The sequence below is a fragment of the Stenotrophomonas sp. BR163 genome, assembly GCF_047520985.2.
GTDB lineage: Bacteria > Pseudomonadota > Gammaproteobacteria > Xanthomonadales > Xanthomonadaceae > Stenotrophomonas > Stenotrophomonas sepilia.
Map to the genome: position 1 here is coordinate 1 of NZ_JAXBRE020000023.1, position 21,738 is coordinate 21,738.

Here is a 21,738-nt window from a genome sequence, read left to right on the forward strand (position 1 = left end):
GTCCGGTTGCGGGGGCGTGAGCCGCATGGATGCGGCGACCGAGCTTACATGGACGTACTTGCAGCGCCCCCCGCAACCGGACCCACCTCGCCTTCCCACCGATAGCCAGCTGTTGCTGTTGCTGTTGCCTCTGCAGGTGCAGGGCGCAGCCCTGCAGAAGAACCCCTACCTCATGGCCACTGCATCTCGCCCTTGGCTACCTTCGCACTCAGCTCCAGCGACGCCACGCCGTCCAGCTTCGGATAGCGCGCCTGCATCGCCTTCACCAGTGCCGCGCTGTCCTTGGCCTTTGCCGCCTCGGCGTCGAACGCGCGGATGTAGTCCGCAGTGAAGCGCAGCGCACTGGCATCCAGTGCGGCACCCGGCGCGTAATGCCCCGGCACCACCACCTTCGGCTTCAGTGCCTGCAACCGCTGCAGGGTCTGCAGCCAGTCAGTGTGCGACTTCGTCGTCTGCGTGTCGGCCATCCACACGTGCTCACCGGCCACCACCGGAATGCCGCCAACGATCGCGCGCAGCGACGGTACCCACAGCACCGTGCGGTCCGGGGTCGGGCCATCCAGGCCGATCAGTGGCAGGCGCTGGCCTTCCAGCTGCAGGGCATCGCCGTCCAGTACCTGCGGCACCACGATGCGTGCCGGCACGTCGGCGCCCATCTTCGGTCCCCAGTAGGCCAGCTTGCCGGCCTGGGTCTGCTGGATGTGGGCGACGGTCTGCGCAGTGGCGACGATGCGTGCCTGCGGGAAGGCATCCTGCAGGGTGGCCAGGCCGAAGTAGTAGTCCGGATCGCCGTGGCTGATGTAGATCATGGTCAGCTGCTTGCCACTGGCGCGGATCCGTTCGACCAGCTTGCGCGCGTCGCTGGCACCAAACTGTGCATCGACCAGGATCGCGTCGTGGCGGCCTTCGATCAGCACCGAGGATACCGAGAACATCGCCTGCGGGCCGGGATGGAAGGTCTGCAGGTGCAGTTGTGATTTCGTCGCGATGGTCGGCGCCGCGGTGGCCGGTGCGGCCAGCAGCGGCGCACTGGTGAACGTGGCGGCCAGGGCGAGGGGAAGCAGCAGGGCAGCGGTACGCATGGGGAATTCCTTGTGTCGGATAGGGAGCCGAGCGTGGGCTTGGCCCTACAGGGCTCGCGCGTCGATCAATACGCGGCCGTGATGATCTGCTTCGGGTACTGGTGCGCTTCCAGCTCGGCGACGAACGCGGCGCCGTAGTCGGCATAGCTGATGCGGCTGTGGCCACTGGCGTCGGCCAGGAAGGCCCTGGGCTGCACGCGATACTGGCCACGCTCATCGCCCGGGCCGATTTCGGCGGCCGGCGAGAAGAAGGTCCAGTCCAGGTCGTCCACTGCCTGCAGGCGATTGAAGGCTTCACGATGGGCCAGCGCGTACGGCTTGTAGGCTTCCGGGAAGTTGGGGGTATCGACCAGCTGCACGCCCGGCGCGACTTCCAGGCTGCCAGCGCCACCCACCACCACCAGGCGCGGTACGCCGGCTTTGCGCGCGGCGGCCGCCAGCTGCGCGGCGATCTCGCCCACGCGACCGATGTCGTCGCCCGGGCGCGGGCCGTAGGCGCTGGCCAGTACGTCGTGGCCGGCGATGGCGGCGACCAGTGCGTCCTGGTCATCCAGCGAGGCGATCACCGGATGGGCACCGGCCAGTTCGGCCGGGAGGTCCTGCGCGCTGCGCACGATGACGGTGAGTTCGTGGCCGTGGGCCAGCGCGTGGCGGGCGATCTGGCGGCCGATGTTGCCGGTGGAACCAACGAGGGCGATCTTCATGGCAGGACTCCGTGGGGCGATGTGGGCTGGGAATGGGGCCACTCTAGGCTGCTGCAGTCGCTCGAAAAACAGCGTATAACGCGCTTGTTTGTTGCGTGGATCGAGCATATGGACCGATTGACCGCCATGACCGTGTTTGTCGAGGTGGCCGAGCGCGGCAGCCTCACCGCCGCCGCGGAAGTGCTGGACATGTCGCGGGCGATGGTCAGCCGCTACCTGGCCGAGGTCGAGGGCTGGCTGGGTGCACGCCTGCTGCACCGGACCACGCGCCGGGTCAGCCTGACCGGCCCGGGCGAGGCGGCGTTGGCGCGCTTCCGGCAGATGCTGGCGATCGGCGAAGAACTGCAGGGCGAGCTGGCCAGTGATGATCCCGAGCCGCACGGTACGCTGCGCGTGACCGCCAGCGTGTCGTTCGGGCAGAGCCACCTGGCACGGGCGGTGGCCGGTTTCGTCGCGCGCCATCCGGCGGCGCGCATCGAGCTGCTGCTGGTCGACCGCACGGTGAACCTGGTGGAGGAACGCGTGGACCTGGCCGTGCGCATCGCGCGCCAGATCGACCCCAGCCTGATCGCGAGGCGGCTGGCCACCTGCCGCTCGGTGCTGTGCGCGACGCCGTCGTACCTGCAGGCGCGTGGCACGCCGACCGCGCCGGAGCACCTGGCCGCGCACAACTGCCTGACCCACCACTACGTCGGCAAGAGCCTGTGGCAGCTGCACCGCGATGGCCGTTCGCTGTCGGTGGCGGTGGGCGGCAACATCAGCGCCAACGATGCGTCGCTGCTGCTGGAGGCGGTACGCGCCGGTGCCGGGATCGCCATGCTGCCGACCTACCAGGTGGCGCCACTGCTGCGCAGCGGCGAGCTGATCGAACTGCTGCCCGGATTCAGTCTGGACGAGCTCGGCATTCATGCCGTGTACGCATCACGGCGCCAGCAGCCCGCTATCATGCGGCGATTCCTGGATTACCTGGCCGAGTGTTTCGCCAGCCCGGCCTTCCAGGATCTGGATTGGCGCCCACCGGGCAAGGAGAACACATGAACCATGGACAGGCCTTGATCGACCACAACCGTGCTGCCTGGGACCGCCAGGCCAGCGAAGTGCGCGAATGGTCGCGCCCGGTGGAGAGTTCAACCATTGCCGCCGCGCGCGAAGGCCGCTGGCAGGTGCACCTGACCCCATGCGCGCTGCCACTGGACTGGCTGGGCGACGTGCGCGGCCGTCGCATCCTGTGCCTGGCTTCGGGCGGCGGCCAGCAGGCACCCGTGCTGGCCGCTGCGGGCGCCGACGTCACCGTGTTCGACCTGTCCGATGGGCAGCTGGAACAGGACCGCAGGGTCGCTGCGCGCGACGGCCTGCAGCTGCGCACGGTGCAGGGCGACATGCGCGACCTGCACGTATTCGCCAATGACAGCTTCGACGTGGTGTTCCATCCGATCTCCAACCTGTACGTACCCGACGTGCGCCCGGTGTGGACCGAATGCCGCCGCGTGCTGGCGCGCGATGGCATGTTGATGGCCAGCTTCTACAACCCGGTGCTGTTCGTCGGTGCACGTGATCCGCAGCTGGATGCACAGGGTTTGATCCGGCCGCAGTACGCCATTCCCTATTCGGACCTGGAAGACCTGCCCGCCGCAGAGCGTGAGGCGAAACTCGCCCGCGGCGATGCGCTGACCTTTGGCCACAGCCTGACCGAACTGATCGGCGGTCAGCTGGATGCAGGCTTCGTGATTGATCGGTTCATGGAAGACTGGCAGCCGAAGCCGCGCTTCCTGATCGACCGTTACCTGCCCACCTTTCTGGCCACCCGCGCACGCAGGATCGGCTGAGGCCGATCCCGGGCAAAAAGCGCGGCGTACAATGGACGGCCCCACGTTGTACAGGCGTCGTCCCTTGTCGTATCCCTATCCGCTGGTCGTATTCGATCTCGATGGCACGCTGGTCGACAGCGCAGCTGACATCGCCGAAGCGCTGAACCGCACGCTGGAAGCCATCGGCATGGCACGGGTGCCGGAAGCCACCGTGCTCGGCTGGATCGGCGACGGTGTGCGCCGCCTGGTCGAACAGGCCGTGCACGCCGCCGGTCGTGAGGTCGACCTGGCCGAGGTCATGCCGGTGTTCATGGTGCACTACCGTGAATGCCTGCTGCGCAGCCCGCGCCTGTTCGATGGCGTGGCCGACGCACTGGCGCAGCTGCGCGCGCGCGCCGTGCCACTGGCGATCTGCACCAACAAGCCCGAAGCACTGGTGCCGCCGCTGCTGCAGCACCTGGGCATCGGTGATGCGTTCGCGCTGGTACTGGGCGGCGATTCACTGCCGCAGCGCAAGCCCAGCGGTGAGCCGCTGCGGCATATCGCTGCGCACTTCGGGCTGCCGGTCGATGCCTGCCTGATGGTGGGTGATTCGCTGACCGACTACCGCGCCGCCGAAGATGCGGGCATGCCGATCGCGCTGGTCCGCTACGGCTACCCGCGCGGTCTGGACCTGGCCAGCGCGCATGCGGTGGCGGTGATCGACGACCTGCGTGAACTGCCGGGGTTGCAGGGCTGACGCAGGGGTAGTGCCGGCCGCTGGCCGGCAACCCGGAATGCGTTGCCGAAGGTCATGATGTTGCCGGCCAGCGGCCGGCACTACCATGACCGTCGCGGTCATTTCGGCTGGTAACGCACACTCAACTGGTACTCACGGCCCGGCTGGTTGAACCACGCCACCGTCTCATACCTGCGGTCGAACACGTTGGTGGCACGCGCCAGCAGCGACCACGACGGCGTCAGCGCGTACTCGGCGCGCAGATCCAGCGTGCCGTACCCCCCCACCTTCACCGCGTTGGCGGCATCGTCATAGCGCTTGCCCGCACCCTGAACCGTCAGGCCTGCGCGGAAGTCCCCGAAACGCCGGTCGATGTCCAGGCGCGCGGTCTGCTGTGCACGACGCGGCAGCCAGTTGTCGAACTGCGTGCTGCCGCCGGTGCGGTTGCGTGGGTCGGTGTAGCTCAGCTGGGCGTTGATGTCGAAGCCGGCCAGCAGCACGCCACCGGTCAGTTCGGCACCGCGGATGCGCGCCTTCTCCACCTGCTGCATCCTGAAGGTCGCCGCATCGTAGGTGATCAGATCATCGATGCGGGTTTCATAGACGTCCAGGCCCCAGTGCCAGCCCTGTCCCTGCTGCGAAACGCCCAGGTTGGCGCTCTTGGACTTCTCCGGGTTCAACGTCGGCACACCACTCCACGGGTCGTACAGGTCGCTGAAGGTCGGCGCCTTGAACGCGGTGCCGTAACTGGCATTGACACGCAGGCCGTGGCCGAGCTCCATCGCCCAGCCGAGGCTGCCCGTGGCGTGGTTGCCGAACTGCTGGTTGTCGTCGTTGCGCGCGCTGGCTTGCAGCTGGTGGCGGCCGAAGCGGCCCTGGTACTGCACGAACACGCCGGTGTTGCGGCGGCTGTCGACCCGATATCCGGCACTGCTGCCATCGAGGTTGTCTTCGCTCCAGTCCACGCCGGTGCTCAGCAGCTGGCCTTCGGCCAAGGCGAAGTCACCCTGCAGCGAGGCGCTGTCGCGGTGGGTCTGAGCGCTGCCACGGGCATCGAAGTCACCGAAGTTGTCCGACTCGTTGTCACTGCGCCCGACATTGGCGGTGAACGCCAGGCGTTCGGACGGGGTGTAGCGCACCTTGCCGGCCAGCACCTGCTGGCGGGTTTCCGAATAGTTGTAGTAGCCGTCGTAATGGTTCTTTCCGTCGGCACGCAATGCACTGCCTTCCACGTTCCATTGGTCGTTGAAGGTGTAGCCACCGCGCAGGCTCTTGGACAGGTTGCGGTAGCCATCGCGGTCATGTTCGTCGGCAAAGCAGCCGGTGAACAGCGTTGCCGAGCCGCGGCAGGCATCGATGCCATCGGAATGCTGGTAGGCGATGTCGGCGCCGAACCAGCCGCGTTCGGTCCCGCCGCCGATCCCGCCGCTGGCTTCGCGCAGGCCGTTGCTGCCGCCACCGAGCTGGAAGTGCGGGGCGAAATCACTCTGGTTGCGGCGGGTGAAGATCTGGATCACGCCGCCAATGGCATCGGCGCCGTACAGGCTCGACTGCGGGCCACGCACGATTTCCACGCGCTCGATCTGCGCCAGCGGCAGGTCCTGGTACATCGCCAGGCCGAGGTCGGCACTGTTGATGCGCACGCCGTCGACCAGCACCACGGTGTGGCCCGAGTTGGTGCCGCGCAGGAACAGCGAGCTCTGCTTGCCGAGCCCACCGGCATTGGTCAGGTTGATGCCGGCGCGGCCGCGCAGCAGTTCCTGCAGCGAGGTGGCCTGGCTGGATTCGATCTGCGCGCGGTCGATCACCTGGGCCGGCGCGATGCTGTCCTGCAGGGCGATCGGGGTGCGCGTGGCGGTGACCAGGATCTGGTCGAGCGCGGTGGTGTCATCGGCGGCCTGTGCCAGCGCGGGCAGGGCGGCCAGTACGGCCAGGGACAGCATTCGGGACTGCAGCTTCATGGGGGGACTCCAGGTGCCACGCACGCCCGCGTGGCGAAGGGGAGGAGCCGCGAAGGCAGGCACGCGCCGATGCCGCAGCGCACGCCACGGTCATCCAGCGCCATGCCCACCGCATCGCGACCTGAGGCTTCCGGGCCGGTCTCCGGGCTTGCCGCCGGGTGGCGCGAGGCCACCGTCCAGGCGCCTTCCCATGCCTGCGGCACAGTGGCGGTGTTGCCTGGAACTGACGTGCTTACCGTTGCGGGGGCAGCGCCGGCCTGGCGTGGAATCACGCGTCACCGGCTTCCCGTTTCAACCTGCCGGCCACGGCCGCAGGTCACCTGGAAGTGCGCGCAGTCTACGGCATCGCAGGCCGTCCCGTTGCGTCGCGCCTGCGCGGCTGCCTTTGCTGTGCCTTTAGAATGGTTGCTCGATCCCGTGGTGCCGTTACCGATGTCTGCCCGTTCTCCGTTGTACCTGCGCCGCCCGTCCGGGACGCACGCATGATCCTCGACCTGGTCCGCCACGCCGGCAACGGTCGCGATGAGTTCCTTGATGGCCGCAGCGATCCACCGCAGCTGGCCGGCCTGCCGCAGGAGCTGGTCGAGGCCTATGCCGAGCAACGCTGGGAGCGGGTGATCAGTTCACCGCGGTTGCGCGCGCTGCACACGGCGATGGCGCTGGCCACCCCACGCGGGCTGGACGTCGAAGCGGACGAGGAATGGGAAGAGCTGGATTTCGGCGATTGGGACGGGCAGTCGCTGTTCGACCTGCCGGAAGATGCGCTGGCCGCCTTCCACGCCGATCCGCATGCGTTCCCGCCGCCGAACGGCGAGAGCTGGGGGCATTTCGAGCGGCGTATCGCGCGCGCGCTGGATCGCCTGCTCGATGATGATGATCCGGTGCCGACGCTGGTGGTCAGCCATGGTGGCCCGCTGCGCATGGTGTTGTCGCAGGTCTGCGGCCTGCCGATGTCGCTGTGCTGGGCCCTGCGCATCGACCACGGCACGCGCCTGCGGGTGTGGCTGGAGCGGGGCGAGGTCGGGCTGGTGGGCGAGCTGCTGGAACTGCAGCAGCCGTAGTCCATCGGTAGTGCCGGCCGCTGGCCGGCAGCCTCAGGAACGTTGCAAGGATCACGCAGTTGCCGGCCAGCGGCCGGCACTACCGGTGCAGTCAATCCTCGTCCGCGCGCTCGGCCACGTTGTTCTCGGCCTCATCGTCGGCATCGAAGCGCTGCTCATGCACCGGGCCCGACGCCGGGCCGGCCGCCTTCAGCGGATGCGCGGCGATGCGCGCCTCATAGTCCTGCACCAGCGCTTCACGCTGCGGCTCGCTCAGCTCCTGCCAGTGGCAGTCCAGCAATGCGCCTTCCAGCGAGTACAGCAGGTTCAGGCTGGGCTTGAAGCCGGCCCGCTTGACCTTGACGAAGGCGCCGACTGCGCCGATCGCCACCAGGTCCTCGCGGCTGCGCAGCCCGACCTGGCGCAGCCACGCTGCACTTTTCGGGCCGATGTTGCGCAGCTTCGGTGCGCTCATCCCAGTGCCTCGACGAACACGCGGGCGATGGCTTCCAGGCCGGCCTGATCGTCGGCGTCGAAGCGGCCGACCTTCGGGCTGTCGATATCGAATACGCCGATCAGTTCATCGCCGCGCAGCAGCGGCACCACCAGCTCCGAACGCGAGGCCGAATCGCAGGCGATGTGGCCGGGGAAGGCATCGACGTCGTCCACGCGCTGGGTTACGCGCTGGCTGGCGGCGGCACCGCACACACCCTTGTCCAGCGGGATGCGCACGCAGGCCGGCAGGCCCTGGAACGGGCCGACCACCAGTTCCTTGCCGTCATACAGGTAGAAGCCCACCCAGTTCAGGTCGGGCAGGGCGTGATAGACCAGTGCGGAGAGGTTGGCCGCGTTGGCGATGCGGTCGGACTCGGCGTAGACCAGGCCACGGGCCTGTTCCAGCAGCTGGGCGTATTGTTCCGGCTTGCTGCCGGTGAGCGAGGCATTGGCGAACATGCCCGCAGTCTAGCAAGTGCACCGGGCCGGCGATAATGCACACACTGTTGCCCTGTTGGAGCCCATCGATGCCGTTGCCCGCTACGCTGCCGCCCGCCCTGTTCGTTACCGGCACCGATACCGAAATCGGCAAGACCGCGGCCAGCACCGCGCTGCTGCACGCACTGCGCCAGCGTGGCCTGCGTGCAGTGGGCATGAAGCCGGTGGCCAGCGGCAGCGAGGATCTGGGGCAGGGCCTGCGCAACGAGGACGCGCTGGCGCTGCAGGCGGCCAGCTGGCCGGTGCCGGACTATGCCGATCTGAATCCCTATGCGCTGCGGCAGCCACTGGCACCGGAGCTGGCCGCTGCCGAGGACGGCGTGCAGGTGGAGCTGGCGCCGATCGTGGCCGCGTTCGAACGCCTGCGCGCGAAGGCCGATATCGTCGTGGTGGAGGGCGTGGGCGGTTGGCTGGCGCCGGTCTCGGCCACGCTGGACCAGCTCGACCTGGTGCGTGCGCTGCAGCTGCCGGTGCTGCTGGTGGTGGGCATGCGGCTGGGCTGCGTCAACCACGCGCGGTTGACCGCGCAATCGCTGCAGGCCAGCGGCGTGGACTGCCTGGGCTGGATCGGCAACCACATCGACCCGGCAATGCAGCGCCAGGACGAGAACATCGCCACGCTGCAGCAGCGCCTGCCGATGCCGTGCTGGGGACGGCTGCCGCATCTGCCGGGGGCGGATGGTCAGATCCTGAGTACGCACCTGCGCGACTGACCTGCTTCCTGTAGAGCCGAGCCCATGCTCGGCTCAGCGGGGGACCGTCAGCGAAGGGCAGCCGAGCGTGGGCTCGGCTCTACAGGAGCTGGCGCACTGCCAGCTCCCGCGCGATCGCACCCAGCCGTTCCACCGCACCGATGAAGCGTGCATCCAGGCTCTGGCAGCACGACAGCCGCAGGCAGTGGCGATAGCGCGCGCCACGCGAATAGACCTGGCCGGGCATGAACACGATGTCCTCCTGCAACGCTCGCTCGAACAGCTCGCGCGTGTCCACGCCCGGCAGTTCCAGCCACAGCAGGAATCCGCCCTGTGGTTCGGTGGCGCGGGTGCCTGCCGGGAAATGCTCGGCTACCAGCTGGCGCAGCCGTCCCACCTGTTCGCGGTACAGGCGGCGCATGCGATGCAGATGGTGCTCGTAGCTGCCTGCTTCCAGATAAGCGGCCACCGCATCGCCGAGCAGCTGCGGCTCACCGCCGGTGGACTGGAACTTCAGCAGCGCGATGCGCTCTGCGAAGCGACCGCCATCCAGCCAGCCGATGCGGTAATCCGGCGCCAGTGTCTTTGAGAAGCCACCGACCACCATCACCCAGCCATCGCGATCGAAGGCTTTCAGCAAGGGTGCCGGCGGTTCACAGAACTGCAGCTCGGCGTACACCGCATCCTCGATCAGGGGCAGCTGCCGTGCGTTGACCAGCTCGGCCAAGCGTTGTTTGGCGGCGGTCGGCATGGTGCAGCCGAGCGGGTTGTGCACGGTCGGCATCACCACCAGTGCGGCCAGCGGCGTGTGCTCCAGCAGCGCATCCAGTGCATCCACATCCAGCCCGTGCTGCGGGTGGGTGGGCAACTCGATGGCCTGCAGGCCGAGGTTGGCCAGCAACGGATACAGGTTGAAGTAGGACGGCGCCTCGATGCCCACTGCGTCACCGGGCTGGGTGACCGCGCGCAACGCCAGCTGCAGGGCCTCCATCGCACCATGGGTCAGCAGGAGTCGCTCGGCGTGGGTGTGCAGACCCATGCGCGGACTGCGGCGCACGATCTGCGCCAGCAGCCGGGGGGAGCCGTTGGGTCTCGCATAGGTCTCCACCGTCTGCTGGCCGTGGCGCAGCACCTGCGCGGTATGCCGGGCCAGCTGCGCGCCGGGATAGAACTGGCGACCACGTGGGCCGGCGAAGGCCAGGTCGACCACACCCGGGCGGCGCTGTGCTTCCAGTACCCGGGCCATCAGCACCTGCTGCAGCGGCGCGGTGGGCGCGGACGGGGTGTCGCGCAGCGAACGCTCCGGCACCGACAGCCGCGGCGCGACTTCGAAGCCCGCCTTCGGCCGCGGAATCACCAGCCCGGCATCTTCCAGCTGGCGATAGGCCGCGATCACCGTGTTGAGGCTGAGCCTGCGCTGCGACGCCATCTGCCGCAGCGAAGGCAGGCGGCTGCCGACCGGAAGGCGACCGCCGTGGATGGCCTCGGCCAGTTCGTCGGAGAGCCGCTGGTAGCGTGGAGGGATCATCGTGACCTGGTCATCTGTATCCATCGAACATCCCGCCATCTGATGCTGTACCCATGATGATGGCGAGCCTAGCATGTCGTCGTCGGCCGGGCCTGATCGGGGCGTGGCCGGCGCATTCCAAGCGCACGGCGGGATCGCCGTGCGTCTTTTTTGGGTGTGTAGAGCCGAGCACCGATCAGCCCCAGGGGAAATGCCGTCAGCGCATCGGCACCAGCACCGCCTCGCGCCGGTACAGCGCCGGGAACTGCCTGGCCAGGGCCACCAGCTTCGGTGCGTCGTAGTAGCGGATGTAGGCGGCCTGCGGGTAGTTGGTCATGTAGTTCTGGTGGTAGCTCTCGGCCGGGTAGAAGCGCTGGCCGCTGACCAGCTGGGTTACGATCGGTGCGCGGTAGCTGCCGGCCTGGCCGAGCTGGGCGATGTAGGCGCGGCTGGCCGCCTGCTGGCGGGCGTCGTCACTGAAGATCGCCGAGCGATACTGGCTGCCGTGGTCCGGACCCTGGCGGTTGAGCTGGGTCGGGTCGTGCGCGACCGAGAAGAACACCTGCATCAGCTGTCCATAGCTGACCTGGCGCGGGTCGTAGTCAATCTTTACGGCTTCGGCATGGCCGGTCTGGCCACCGCTGACGCGCTCATAGCGCGCATTGGCTGCACTGCCACCGATATAGCCGGACACCGCATTGCTCACGCCCTTGACGTGCTGGAACACGCCCTGCACGCCCCAGAAGCAACCGCCGGCAAACACCACGCTGGCGTGGGTGGCGTCATCGCGGAACGCCGCATCGCCGGTGGGGGCCGGCAGTGCCTGGATCTGCGCGCTGGCTTCGACCGGCGCCGCAGCCGCGCCGTGATCGACCAGCAGCACCCCGGCAATCAATGCCATGGCCACCAGGCCGGCAACACCGGCGGCGATGCCCTGTTCAAAGCAGAGTTTCATCATGTGCTCCCGGTTCAACCGAAGGTGAAGGCATAGGCCTGCACGCCCGCATCGAGGAATTCGATCTCGAAGCGATGCGGGCCGACTGTGCCGCGCTGGCGTACCAGCTGGTACAGGCGATGCTCGTCGACCACGCCACTGCCATCGGCGCCGACATCACTACCGGCATCGGCAGCGGGCAGCGCCTTGCCATCCAGCCAGACGCGGAAGCGCACCGGCGTGCCGTCGCGGCTGGGCGCCAGCACCAGGTGCAGGTCACGCGCATGGAACTGGAAGGCAATGCGGCCACCGGCCTGCTGCAGCTGTGCGGCTTCATCGGTGACGGTCCAGCGCCCCGACAGTCCCCACTGGTTCAACGCCAGGGTGGTCGGCAGCGTGTAGTCGAACGCGCTGTTGCTGCGCTGTCCGCCGGGCGAGGCGAACTGCTCGGCGCGGGCGTGGCCCAGATAGGTTTCCGGCGAGCGCAGGTTGCCCATGTCGGCCTGCACGGCCACGCCTTTCAGGTCGGCGGCAGCAGGATCGGCAGGCGGCGGCAGGTTGGCCTGCCCGGCTTCGGTCAGCAGGCGACGGATCATCTGTTCCGAACGCGCGTAGTTGCCTTCGCCGAACTGGTGGCCGCGGATGTTGCCCTGCGCATCAACGAAGTACTGCGCCGGCCAGTAGCGGTTGTTGAATGCGCGCCAGATCGTGTACTGGTTGTCGAGCGCCACCGGGTACTCGACCTTCAGCTGCTGCACCGCCTTCATGACGTTGCGCGGGTCACGCTCGAAGGCGAACTCCGGCGTGTGCACGCCGATCACCACCAGGCCGTGGTCGCGGTAGCGGCGCTCCCATTCGTGCACGAACGGCATCGCACGCAGGCAGTTGATGCAGGAGTAGGTCCAGAAGTCGACCAGTACCACCTTGCCGCGCAGCTGCTGGGCCGTCAGCGGTGGGCTGTTGAGCCAGCCGGTGGCCCCGTCCAGCGCGGGCAGGGTGCCCTCGACCGGCAGCGGTGCATCGCCAGCGGCGTTGGCACCGGCCATCATCATCATCGGTGGTGCCGCCGGCTGCGCGCCGGGTACCGCGTCCAGCAGGCCCTGCTCGATACGCGCGGTGCTGACCGTGGATAGACGGGTCAGCAGGCCGGTATCCCAGCCCAGGCCGATTGCCACCACCGCCAGCAAGGCGGCCACGCCCAGCACCTTGCGCAGTACATCGCCGAGGCCAAGCCGCGCCTGCAGCGCACGGAACACGCGGCCACCCACCCATACCGCCAGCGCCAGCGCAGTGATCGCGCCCAGCGCATACGCCAGCAGCAGCCCACTGGTGCCAGCGCTGGCACCATGCAGGGCGGCACCGGTCAGCACCAGGCCGAGGATCGGACCTGCACACGGTGCCCACAGCAGGCCGGTGGCGATGCCGATCAGCAGCGAGGTCCACGCGCCGCCGCGCCCAGCGGCATCCGCGGCATCGGCGCGCGCGCTCAGACGGGCACCCACGCGCTGGAACGGCGCCAGCAGATGGTCGGCCAGTCGTGGCCACAGCAGGGCGACCGCGAACAGCGCCATCAGCAGCAGGGCGATCCAGCGCCCGACCTGGTTGGCCTGTGCCACCCATTGGCTGCCCACCGCGGCCAGGCTGGCGACCACGGTGAAGGTGAGCGCCATGCCCAGCAGCAATGGCAGCGTGCTGCGCAGGAACGGACGGTCGGCACGCGCGAACACGAACGGCAGCACCGGCAGGATGCAGGGGCTGAGCAGGGTCAGCGCGCCGCCCAGGTAGGCAAGCAGCAACAGCAGCATCGTCAGGCTCCGGAAACAGGGGAAGAACCGACCGGCACCCGCCAGCCGTCGGCAGTGCCATCCGTGGCGCCGGGAACGAACACCATCGCCGCACCGTTCATGCAGTAGCGCAGCCCGGTCGGGCGTGGGCCATCGTTGAACACATGGCCGAGGTGGCCGCCACAGCGACGGCAGTGCACCTCCACCCGCAGCATCCCGAAGGTGACGTCGCGGTCTTCGCCGATGGCGTTGTGCAGCGGCGCCCAGAAGCTGGGCCAGCCGGTGCCGCTCTCGAACTTGGTGGACGAGGAAAACAGCGGCAGCGCACAGCCGGCACACGCGAAGGTGCCCTGGCGGTGTTCCTTGTTGAGCGGGCTGCTCCACGGCCGTTCGGTGGCCTGCTGGCGCAGCACCGCGTACTGCGCCGGGGTCAGGCGCTGGCGCCAGTCGGCATCGCTGTGCATGACCTCGAACTGTCGCGACGGGCGCGCTTCGGCGGCGGCGGGGGCGGCGCGGCTGCAGGCCCCCAGGCCGAGCAGGCCGGCGGCGGTGGCAACACCGCCCAGGCCCAGCAGATGGCGGCGGGACAAGGACATGGCGGACTCCGGGAAGGGGGTGACGGGGCCATGCTGCGCCCGCCCGGATCAACGAATCCTCACGCAGGATTCAATTTTTCGTGAGGTATCGGCGGCCGTCCCGCGCCACAATGCAACCCGCCTCCCCACTGGCCTTGAGCTGACGATGTCGACCAAACGCGTGCTGATCGTTGAAGACGATGCCCACATCGCCGACCTGCTGCGCATGCACCTGGGCGATGAGGGCTACGACGTCGCCCATGCTGCCAGCGGCGATGCCGGCCTGCGCCTGCTCGAGCAGGAAGGTCCCTGGGACGCGCTGGTGCTGGACGTGATGCTGCCCGGCGTGGACGGGCTGCAGGTGTGCCAGCGCGCACGCGCGATGGCGCGGTATGTGCCGATCATCATCATCAGTGCGCGCGGCAGCGAAACCCAGCGCATCGTCGGCCTGGAACTGGGCGCGGACGATTACCTGGCAAAACCCTTCTCGATGCCGGAACTGGTGGCACGCGTGCGCGCGCTGCTGCGCCGCGCCGAGGCGATGGCGCAGAGCGCACGCATCGATGCCGGCGCGATCGAGCTGGGGGGACTGCAGCTGGACCCGGTCGCGCGCACCGCCTCGGTGGATGGCAATCCATTGGAGCTGACCCCGCGCGAGTTCGACCTGCTGTTGTTCTTTGCCCGTCACCCGGACCAGGTGTTCGCGCGCATGGAACTGCTCAACCAGGTCTGGGGCTACCAGCACGACGGCTACGAGCATACGGTCAACACCCATATCAACCGCCTGCGCAGCAAGATCGAGCCCGATCCGGCCAATCCGCGGCGGCTGCTGACGGTATGGGGCCGTGGCTACAAGCTGGTCGACCCGGCCGGAGCGGCGGCATGATCAAGCCGAACCTGTGGCAGAAGCTGGCAGTGGTGACCGCTGCGCTGATGCTGACGTGCTGCATGGCGCTGCTTGCACTGCAGATGCGTGCCAATACCCGCCACGAGCAGGAGGTGGTACAGCGGTTGTCGTTGGGCCTGGCCGAGCACATCGCCCAGCGCAGCGAGCTGATGGATACCAGCGGCATGCGTGATGCGGCGGTGCGGGCGCTGTTCGGCCAGCTGATGGCGGTCAACCCCAGCGTCGAGGTCTACCTGCTGGATGACCAGGGCCGCATCCTCGGCCACGATGCACCCAGTGGGCACCTGGTGCGAAACCGGGTGGACGTGGCGCCGCTGCGCCGCCTGCTGGCCGGTGCGCCGTTGCCGATCCTCGGCGATGACCCGCGCAGCGCGAATGGCCGCAAGGTGTTCAGCGCGGCACCTCTGATCGTGCAGGGCCGGCCGGCGGGCTACGTGTACGTGGTGCTGGTCGGCGAGCACCGGCAGATGCTGGCCGACGATCTTGCCGCCGGCAGCCAGTGGAACACCACGCTGTGGTCGGTGGTGCTGGTCGGTGGCCTCGGCCTGCTGGCCGGGCTGGTGGCGTTCTACTGGGTGACCCGTCCGCTGCGGCGGCTGACCCGGCGCATCCAGGCCTTCGACATCGACGCACCCACGCCGTTGCCACCGCCGGAGCCGCTGCGCCCCGGTGAGCGCGACGAGCTGGTGATCCTCGAACACGCGCACGCGCAGATGGCGCAGCGGCTGGGCGAGCAGTGGCAGCAGCTGCGCCAGCAGGACCTGCAGCGCCGCGAACTGGTCGCCAACATCTCGCACGACCTGCGCACGCCGCTGTCGTCGCTGCATGGCTACCTGGAAACGCTGGCGTTGAAGGACGCCACGCTGTCGCCGGATGAGCGCCGCCGCTATCTCGGCATCGCGCTGGCACAGAGCGCCAAGGTCGGCCGGCTGGCGCGCGCGCTGTTCGAGCTGGCGCGGCTGGAACATGGCGAAGTGCGGTTGGAGTGGGAGGTGTTCGCACTACCGGAGCTGCTGCAGGACGTGCTGCAGAAGTTCGAACTGGCGGCACAGGCGCGCGGCCAGCAGCTGCACGCGGCGTTCCCCCCCGGCCTGCCGCTGGTGCGCGCCGACCTGGGCCTGGTCGAACGGGTGTTGACCAACCTGCTCGACAACGCGCTGCGCCATGCACCTGACGGTGGACAGATCGAAGTGCGCCTGCGTGCGACTCCCGACAGCGTGGAGGTCAGCGTGGCCGATGACGGCCCAGGGGTCGCGCCGGCGTTGCGCACCCAGCTGTTCCAGGCACCGGCCGCGCTGGGCGCGCGGCGCGGCGAGAACGGCGGATTGGGGCTGTTGATCGTGCAGCGCATCGTGCAGCTGCACGGCCGCCGCATCGAACTGCGCGACAGCGAGCGTGGCGCGCTGTTCGTGTTCGCCTTGCCGCGTGCGGAACCGGCGGCCTAGCAGGCCGCTTCGCATTCGACGATGCCGCCGTTTTCCAGCGGCAGGCGCAGGCGGATGCAGGCACCGCCCAGCGCCGAATCGGTCACTTCGACGTGGCCGCCATGCTTGTCGGCCACCACCTGCACCAGCGCCAGGCCGAGGCCGAAGCCGGGACTGCCCGGGTCCAGCCGGACATAGGGCTGCAGCACCTGGCCGCGTAGTTCGGGTGCGATGCCGGGGCCGTCGTCCTCCACCTGCAGGCATAGCCAGCCGTCATTGACGGTGCTGGCAATACGGATCTGCCGGCGCGCGTAACGCAGTGCATTGCCGAGCAGGTTGCGCAGTGCCAGCTCCAGCATGTGCCGGTTGACGTTGACCAGGCCCACCGGCGACAGCGCCTGCTGCACCGGCATCGGCAGCGGCGCGAACTGAGCGACCACGCCACGCACCAGCGCCGCTAGCTGCAGGCGCTGGCGGGTCGGCTGATGGCAGCGGCCCAGTGCGGCGTACTCGACGCCGGCATCGGTCAGGTGCTGCAGCCGATCCACATCGGTGCGCAATCCGCCCAGTGCATCGCGCTGCCCATCATCCAGCGCGGTGTCCTCCAGGTCGGCCAGGCCGAAACGCATCCGCGCCAACGGCGTGCGCACTTCGTGCGCCACCGCCTGCGCCAGCACACGCTGGCTTTCCAGCAGCTGCTGCAGCTGCTCGGCCATGTGGTTGAAGGCATTGGCCAGTGGCCGCACCAGCGCGGTGCCCGCACGCGGCGCTCGCGTGTCCAACTGGCCATCGCGCATCTGCCTGGCCGCCTGTGCCAGCTGCGAGACGTCGCGCCACAACCGATAGACCATCACGTACATCGGCAGTGCCACCGCCACCATCAGGATCAGCAGCAGGATCGCCACGCCGGACACTTCGCTGTCCTGCCAGCCCTCGTCCGGCAGCGCTTCGTCCAGCGGCCCCAGCATCACCGCGTAGTCGCTGTCACCAATGCGCTGCAGGCTGCGCATGTGCTCCAGGTCGATCTGCACGCGGCCGTTGTTGAACGGCGGACGTTGGCTGGCCGGCAACGCCCTCACTGCCTCAGCCAGCGGCACCATGCGCAGCGCGTAGGCGAAATCGGCGTCGAGTTCGCGTGCCAGCACCGGCCACTGGTCGCGCGGGGTTTCGGCGAAACGGTGCTGCAGCAGCGCATGGGTGCCACGCATCTCGGCCTGCAGACCAGCTTCCGTGCGGTCTTCCAGCAGGGCATCCCAGGCCCACAGGCCCAGCACGATCAACAACAGGTGGGCGACCAGGAAGCCGACGCCGTAGCGCAGGAAGTGGAAGGCGTGGCCGCGCATCGCCGAGGGCGTGCGCTTCATCCCCATGCCGAGCGGCTGAACAGGTAGCCGCGGCCACGGACGGTCTTGATCCGTTCCGGCTGCTCGGGGTTGTCGCCCAGTTTGCGGCGCAGGCGCGAGATGCGGGCATCGATCGAACGGTCCAGGCCGTCGAAGGCGATGCCACGCAGGCCGCGCAGCAGCGCGTCGCGGTCCAGGATCTGGCCGGCGTTGCTGGCCAGCAGGAACAGCAGGTCGAACTCGGCCGTGGTCAGCTCCAGCAGGCTGCCCTGCAGGTGCACGTTGCGTGTGGACGGGTCGATGTTCAGCTCGCCGAAGCGCAGGCTGCCGTCACGCGGTTCGACCCGGCGGTGGCGGCGCAGGTGGGCGCGCAGCCGCGCCAGCAGCACCCGCGGTTCGATCGGTTTGCCGATGTAGTCGTCGGCCCCCAGCTCCAGTCCCAGCACCTGGTCAATGTTGTCAGTGCGGGCGGTCAGCACGCAGATGATGCCGTCATAGTGAGGGCGGATCTGCCGACACACTTCGAAACCATCCTGGTCGGGCAGGCCGACATCGAGCAGCACCAGCGCCGGCTTTTCGGCCAGGATCCGGGCCACTGCCCGCTCGCCGCTGCGTTCATGGGCGACCTGGTAGCCATGCCGCTGCAGGTAGTCACTGACCATCGTTCCCAGGCGGGCATCGTCTTCGACCAGTACGATATCCAGCATTTCCAAGGCCTCCGTAGGCGCAGACGTACCGCCACGGCACGAGCGCGGCGATGCTATCCCAGCCATCGGGCCGCCCGGGTGCCGGGGCGGGCGCCATTCAGCCGGGGTTGCTGGCGCACGGGCCGGGTCTCAGTCCCGGCAACGACTTGCCGCCCAGCATAGCCTGCCGCTGTTACAAAACGTTACCTTCGTGATACGGCGGGTGACGATCGCTGACAGCAAAGCGACTGACGCGACGGGGCCTGCGGCCGAGCATGGAGTCTTCTCCGCTCCGCGTGCCGTCCCCATGTCGCCCGCCGCCCCCTGCCTGCTGAACCCGTCCCGCCGCCGCCAGTGCGGAGGCTCCCGATGAGCGGCGTGGTCGGGGCCTGGCTGCCGCCCGCCGAGGACGAGCAGCTGCTGCAGCAGCTGGCGCCAATGCTGCGGGCGCTGCAGCAGCGTGGGCGTGGCCGCATCGGTTACTGGACCGACGCCGAGGCCGGCCTCGCGCTGGGCCACTGCCGGGCGCCGGCCGACACGCCGTTGCAGCCGCTGAGCTCGGACTGCGGTCGCTACGTGCTGTGCCTGGACGGCCGCCTGTACAACCGCGCTGACCTGCAGGCGCAGTTGCGCGATCTGCCACGCAGCTGCAGCGATGCACGGCTGCTGCTGCAGGCGATCGTCGAATGGGGCGTGCAGCGGGCGCTGGCGCGTATCGAGGGCGCCTTCGGTTTCAGTGTCTGGGACCGCGAGTCGCGCGTGCTGTGGCTGGCCCGTGATCCGGTGGGCGAGCGGCCGCTGTATTACGGCTGGTGCCAGGGCCGGTTCCTGTTCGCCTCGGAGTTGAAGGCGCTGCAGGCTTTCGCCGGGTTCGCCCCGAGTATCGACCAGGATGCGCTGAGCCTGCTGCTGCGCCACGACTATGTGCCGGCGCCGCACACCATCTACCGCGGCATCCACAAGCTGGTGGCGGGCGCGATGCTGCGCATCGATCTCAGCGACCATGCCGCGGGTTGCTCCAGCCAGGCCGCGCAGGGGGGCGCGCGTTACTGGTGCGCACGCGAAGCAATGCAGCGTGCACTGCAGGAGCCGGTGCAACCGGCGCCGAGCCTGGAACAGGCCACCGATCAGCTTGAGGTGGTACTTCAGAAAGCCATCGCTTCACGCATGCACTCGCCGCTGGCCTGTGGCGCGTTCCTGTCCGGTGGCACCGACTCCTCGCTGGTGACGGCGATGATGCAGGCCCAATCCAACCTGCCGATCGAAGCATGGACGGTCGGCTTCGACGATCCGGGACATGACGAGAGCGACTGGGCGTCGCAGGTCGCGCGCCATCTGGGTGTGCAGCATCACCTGCACCGCATGGACGCGCGCCAGGGCCTGGATCTGCTGCAGCGCCTGCCGCAGGTCTGGTGCGAACCGTTCGCCGACGCGTCGCAGCTGCCGACGCTGCTGGCCAGTGAACTGCTGGGGGCACGCAAGCCGGTGGCGCTGACCGGTGACGGTGGCGATGAACTGTTCTTCGGCCACCCCAGCTATGGCCGCGCGCTGCGCAATGCGCGCCTGTGCGGCGGCTTGCCGGACTGGGTACGCGACCTGGCGCGGCGCAGCGGCAACCGCATGAACGCCGAGCGTGGTCGCTTGGGTGGCTGGCGTGCGCTGGTGGCCGAGGTTGCTGCCAACGATGTGGAAGGCCACTACCTGCAGCGGGTGACCCGCTGGCGGCAGCCGGCGCAGGTGGTGCTGGGCGCGCGTGAACCGGTGACGATCTTCCAGCAACAGGACACGGAGCTGCCGGCCGAAGCGCGCATCCAGTTGCTGGATTTCCGCATGGACCTGGCCGAGGGCATTCTCGCCAAGGTTGACCGCGCGGGCATGGCGGCGGGCGTTGAAACCCGTGCGCCGCTGCTGGACATGGAGGTGGTGCGACTGGCCTGGCGCCTGCCGCAGCACCTGAAGTACCACGATGGCGAACACAAACTGATTCTGAAGCACCTGTTGGCACGCTACCTGCCCGAGCCGCTGGTGTACCGTCCCAAGCGCGGCTTTGGCCCGCCGATGGCGCGCTGGCTGGCCGGTCCATTACGCGATTGGGCGGAGGCGCTGCTGGACCCGCAGCTGCTGCGCAACCAGGGCTGTTTCGATGCGGCGCGCGTGCGCGGCATCTGGGAAGCGTTCCTGCGCGGCGAGCGCAAGTGGCACACGCACCTGTGGAACGTGCTGATGTTCCAGGCGTGGCACCAGCACTGGCACGGTGGTCGCGGGCGCTGAGGTTCCTTTGCGGTGTGTTCTGCGTGGCGTGTGGCGGATTCGTTCTGCGTGGCGCAGGGCGGAAACCCTTGCGTATGAATGTCCCCCGGCGCCGGCCGTTGGCCGTCAGCTCCCCCTTTACTTCGTACGCAAGGGCCTCCGCCCTGCGTTCGAAATCTATCGGCGCTTTATTGAAGGCGGACTGATCGCCGCCTCGCCCACCGTAAGCCGAGCCTCGTCGGGGTGGGCAGGGGCCTGGGCAAAGTAAAGGAGGAGGTGACGGCCAACGGCCGGCGCCGGGGGACATTTGCCCAGACCCCTGCCTGCCCCGGCGGGGCCCATCAGCTCGCAGGAAATCCAGACGAGGAAGCGCTCTTCAATCCAGACAACGGGCAAAAAAAGACCCGGCAGAGGGAGGGATCTGCCGGGTCCGGATTGCATGGGGGGAGGGACCCATGCAATGAGCGTTGCGTCGCGTCAGTGACTGTTCGCGTCCGCCGTTGATTCGTTGTAACCCTGCACCAGTTCGGACCAGGCCTTGCTGGCCTGCAGGCCGAGACCAACCACATCCTGCTGGGCCTGACCCAGCCGCTGCAGGTTGTCCTGCCACAGCTGTGCGCCCCTGTTGAGCATCCCGGCCGTGTCGTCGCTGCGGGCCAGTTCACCCAGCCAGCCACCGGTCGCGGTCAGGTTGCGCTCCATCGCCTTCAGCTGCACGCCAAACATGCTTTCCGCGTTCTCCAACGCCAACCGGTTCGCGCGGGTTGCCGCGGCGGCGAGCTGGCGGGTGGCATCACTGAAGCGATCGCTGAAGGCGGCGGCCATGGGGCATCAGGGAGTGACTTGATGCATTGCAGCATACGCCCTTGATGCGGCAATGCAACAAAAATAACAAAGGCGCTCAGGGCGCCTTTGAAAAACCTTTCAGATCAATGAGTTGATCAGGCCGTCGGACCGCGGTAGCGGCAGCCGGAGGTGCAGGTTTCGTGTACGGTGATCTCGCTCAGCGCCGGCAGGCTGGGCTTGAGTTCGTTCCAGATCCACACCGCCAGGTTCTCGCTGGTCGGGTTCTCCAGGCCGGGGATGTCGTTGAGGTAGTGATGGTCCAGGCGGTCATAGATGGGCTGGAAGGCCGCCTTGACGTCGCCGAAGTCCATGATCCAGCCGGTCTGCGCGCCGGGCTCGCCCTCGACCTTCAGTTCCACCCGGAACGAGTGGCCGTGCAGGCGCGCGCACTTGTGCCCCGGCGGCACGTTGGGAAGGCGGTGCGCCGCCTCGAGCATGAAGACTTTGAAGATTTCCATGGCGCAATTGTACGCCGCAGGTGGCC

21 protein-coding genes and 1 riboswitch are annotated in these 21,738 nt (G+C 68.4%); of the genes, 8 read left to right on the top strand and 13 right to left on the bottom strand.

Annotated elements, in window-relative coordinates; genetic code table 11:
- Positions 1-170: 170 nt before the first annotated feature.
- Positions 171-1,082 (bottom strand): MBL fold metallo-hydrolase, encoded by a 912-nt coding sequence (locus ACM0PY_RS16405; protein WP_180885602.1) that lies wholly within the window; start codon positions 1,080-1,082, stop codon positions 171-173.
- A 65-nt stretch (positions 1,083-1,147) separates the two neighbouring features.
- Entirely contained in the window at positions 1,148-1,786 is a 639-nt protein-coding gene (locus tag ACM0PY_RS16410) for an NAD(P)-dependent oxidoreductase (protein WP_180885604.1), read from the bottom strand.
- 108 nt (positions 1,787-1,894) lie between these two features.
- Here ACM0PY_RS16410 and ACM0PY_RS16415 point away from each other — a divergent pair, with 108 nt between their 5' ends.
- The 3 genes from ACM0PY_RS16415 to gph all read left to right on the top strand — a co-directional run bounded on the left by ACM0PY_RS16415 (position 1,895) and on the right by gph (position 4,333).
- Entirely contained in the window at positions 1,895-2,824 is a 930-nt protein-coding gene (locus ACM0PY_RS16415) for a LysR family transcriptional regulator (protein ID WP_111129494.1), read from the top strand.
- On the top strand, positions 2,821-3,612 hold the full coding sequence (locus ACM0PY_RS16420) for a class I SAM-dependent methyltransferase (RefSeq protein ID WP_414609479.1): 792 nt from the start codon (positions 2,821-2,823) through the stop codon (positions 3,610-3,612). Before ACM0PY_RS16415 ends, ACM0PY_RS16420 begins: the two co-directional genes overlap by 4 nt.
- A 64-nt stretch (positions 3,613-3,676) precedes the next feature.
- Positions 3,677-4,333 (top strand): phosphoglycolate phosphatase, encoded by a 657-nt coding sequence (gene gph / locus ACM0PY_RS16425; protein WP_065186285.1) that lies wholly within the window; start codon positions 3,677-3,679, stop codon positions 4,331-4,333.
- A gap of 98 nt (positions 4,334-4,431) precedes the next feature.
- On the opposite strand, the gene btuB is transcribed toward gph, so the two are convergent.
- Complete coding sequence (btuB, locus tag ACM0PY_RS16430) at positions 4,432-6,273, bottom strand: TonB-dependent vitamin B12 receptor (RefSeq protein WP_180885606.1); 1,842 nt, start codon at positions 6,271-6,273, stop codon at positions 4,432-4,434.
- A gap of 116 nt (positions 6,274-6,389) precedes the next feature.
- Positions 6,390-6,612: riboswitch (cobalamin riboswitch) on the bottom strand.
- Between the two features lie 143 nt (positions 6,613-6,755).
- On the opposite strand from btuB, the gene ACM0PY_RS16435 reads away from it, so the two are divergent.
- Positions 6,756-7,334 (top strand): histidine phosphatase family protein, encoded by a 579-nt coding sequence (locus tag ACM0PY_RS16435; RefSeq protein ID WP_005415139.1) that lies wholly within the window; start codon positions 6,756-6,758, stop codon positions 7,332-7,334.
- Between the two features lie 91 nt (positions 7,335-7,425).
- Here the strand turns inward: ACM0PY_RS16435 and ACM0PY_RS16440 are convergent, their stop codons facing one another.
- Together ACM0PY_RS16440 and msrC are read right to left on the bottom strand one after the other, a co-directional pair.
- Positions 7,426-7,788 (bottom strand): TfoX/Sxy family protein, encoded by a 363-nt coding sequence (locus ACM0PY_RS16440; RefSeq protein WP_180885607.1) that lies wholly within the window; start codon positions 7,786-7,788, stop codon positions 7,426-7,428.
- On the bottom strand, positions 7,785-8,267 hold the full coding sequence (gene msrC / locus ACM0PY_RS16445) for a free L-methionine (R)-S-oxide reductase MsrC (RefSeq protein ID WP_004140850.1): 483 nt from the start codon (positions 8,265-8,267) through the stop codon (positions 7,785-7,787). Before msrC ends, ACM0PY_RS16440 begins: the two co-directional genes overlap by 4 nt.
- Positions 8,268-8,335: 68 nt before the next feature.
- On the opposite strand from msrC, the gene bioD reads away from it, so the two are divergent.
- Complete coding sequence (gene bioD / locus ACM0PY_RS16450) at positions 8,336-9,019, top strand: dethiobiotin synthase (RefSeq protein WP_134972459.1); 684 nt, start codon at positions 8,336-8,338, stop codon at positions 9,017-9,019.
- A gap of 79 nt (positions 9,020-9,098) precedes the next feature.
- On the opposite strand, the gene ACM0PY_RS16455 is transcribed toward bioD, so the two are convergent.
- The 4 genes from ACM0PY_RS16455 to msrB form a co-directional block, all read right to left on the bottom strand.
- Positions 9,099-10,550, bottom strand: coding sequence for an aminotransferase-like domain-containing protein (locus tag ACM0PY_RS16455; RefSeq protein ID WP_180866778.1), 1,452 nt, complete (start codon positions 10,548-10,550; stop codon positions 9,099-9,101).
- Between the two features lie 172 nt (positions 10,551-10,722).
- Positions 10,723-11,460 (bottom strand): peptide-methionine (S)-S-oxide reductase MsrA, encoded by a 738-nt coding sequence (gene msrA / locus ACM0PY_RS16460; RefSeq protein ID WP_180885609.1) that lies wholly within the window; start codon positions 11,458-11,460, stop codon positions 10,723-10,725.
- 14 nt (positions 11,461-11,474) lie between these two features.
- A complete protein-coding gene (locus tag ACM0PY_RS16465) occupies positions 11,475-13,244 on the bottom strand; it encodes a cytochrome c biogenesis protein DipZ (protein WP_180885611.1) in 1,770 nt (589 codons plus the stop codon).
- A gap of 2 nt (positions 13,245-13,246) precedes the next feature.
- Positions 13,247-13,819 (bottom strand): peptide-methionine (R)-S-oxide reductase MsrB, encoded by a 573-nt coding sequence (gene msrB / locus ACM0PY_RS16470; protein ID WP_005415145.1) that lies wholly within the window; start codon positions 13,817-13,819, stop codon positions 13,247-13,249.
- 145 nt (positions 13,820-13,964) lie between these two features.
- Here msrB and ACM0PY_RS16475 point away from each other — a divergent pair, with 145 nt between their 5' ends.
- Positions 13,965-14,684 carry a response regulator transcription factor gene (locus ACM0PY_RS16475; protein WP_005415146.1) on the top strand — a complete coding sequence of 240 codons (720 nt, stop codon included), beginning with the start codon at positions 13,965-13,967 and terminating at the stop codon, positions 14,682-14,684.
- Positions 14,681-16,150 (top strand): sensor histidine kinase, encoded by a 1,470-nt coding sequence (locus ACM0PY_RS16480; RefSeq protein ID WP_180885613.1) that lies wholly within the window; start codon positions 14,681-14,683, stop codon positions 16,148-16,150. Before ACM0PY_RS16475 ends, ACM0PY_RS16480 begins: the two co-directional genes overlap by 4 nt.
- On the opposite strand, the gene ACM0PY_RS16485 is transcribed toward ACM0PY_RS16480, so the two are convergent.
- Together ACM0PY_RS16485 and ACM0PY_RS16490 are read right to left on the bottom strand one after the other, a co-directional pair.
- Positions 16,147-17,493: an ATP-binding protein gene (locus ACM0PY_RS16485; protein ID WP_180866770.1), complete on the bottom strand. Its 1,347-nt coding sequence runs from the start codon at positions 17,491-17,493 to the stop codon at positions 16,147-16,149. The two genes, ACM0PY_RS16480 and ACM0PY_RS16485, sit on opposite strands and share 4 nt — an antisense overlap.
- Positions 17,490-18,179, bottom strand: a complete 690-nt coding sequence (locus tag ACM0PY_RS16490) for a winged helix-turn-helix domain-containing protein (protein ID WP_004141029.1) — start codon at positions 18,177-18,179, stop codon at positions 17,490-17,492. The genes ACM0PY_RS16485 and ACM0PY_RS16490 overlap by 4 nt, the downstream gene beginning before the upstream one ends.
- Before the next feature lie 348 nt (positions 18,180-18,527).
- Here ACM0PY_RS16490 and asnB point away from each other — a divergent pair, with 348 nt between their 5' ends.
- Positions 18,528-20,429 carry an asparagine synthase (glutamine-hydrolyzing) gene (gene asnB, locus ACM0PY_RS16495; protein WP_180885615.1) on the top strand — a complete coding sequence of 634 codons (1,902 nt, stop codon included), beginning with the start codon at positions 18,528-18,530 and terminating at the stop codon, positions 20,427-20,429.
- Between the two features lie 456 nt (positions 20,430-20,885).
- Here the strand turns inward: asnB and ACM0PY_RS16500 are convergent, their stop codons facing one another.
- On the bottom strand, positions 20,886-21,233 hold the full coding sequence (locus ACM0PY_RS16500) for a phasin family protein (RefSeq protein WP_134971482.1): 348 nt from the start codon (positions 21,231-21,233) through the stop codon (positions 20,886-20,888).
- Positions 21,234-21,349: 116 nt separating this feature from the next.
- The gene (gene queD / locus ACM0PY_RS16505; protein WP_005407953.1) at positions 21,350-21,712 is read right to left on the bottom strand and encodes a 6-carboxytetrahydropterin synthase QueD; all 363 of its coding nucleotides are present in this window, start codon (positions 21,710-21,712) and stop codon (positions 21,350-21,352) included.
- Positions 21,713-21,738: the final 26 nt, after the last annotated feature.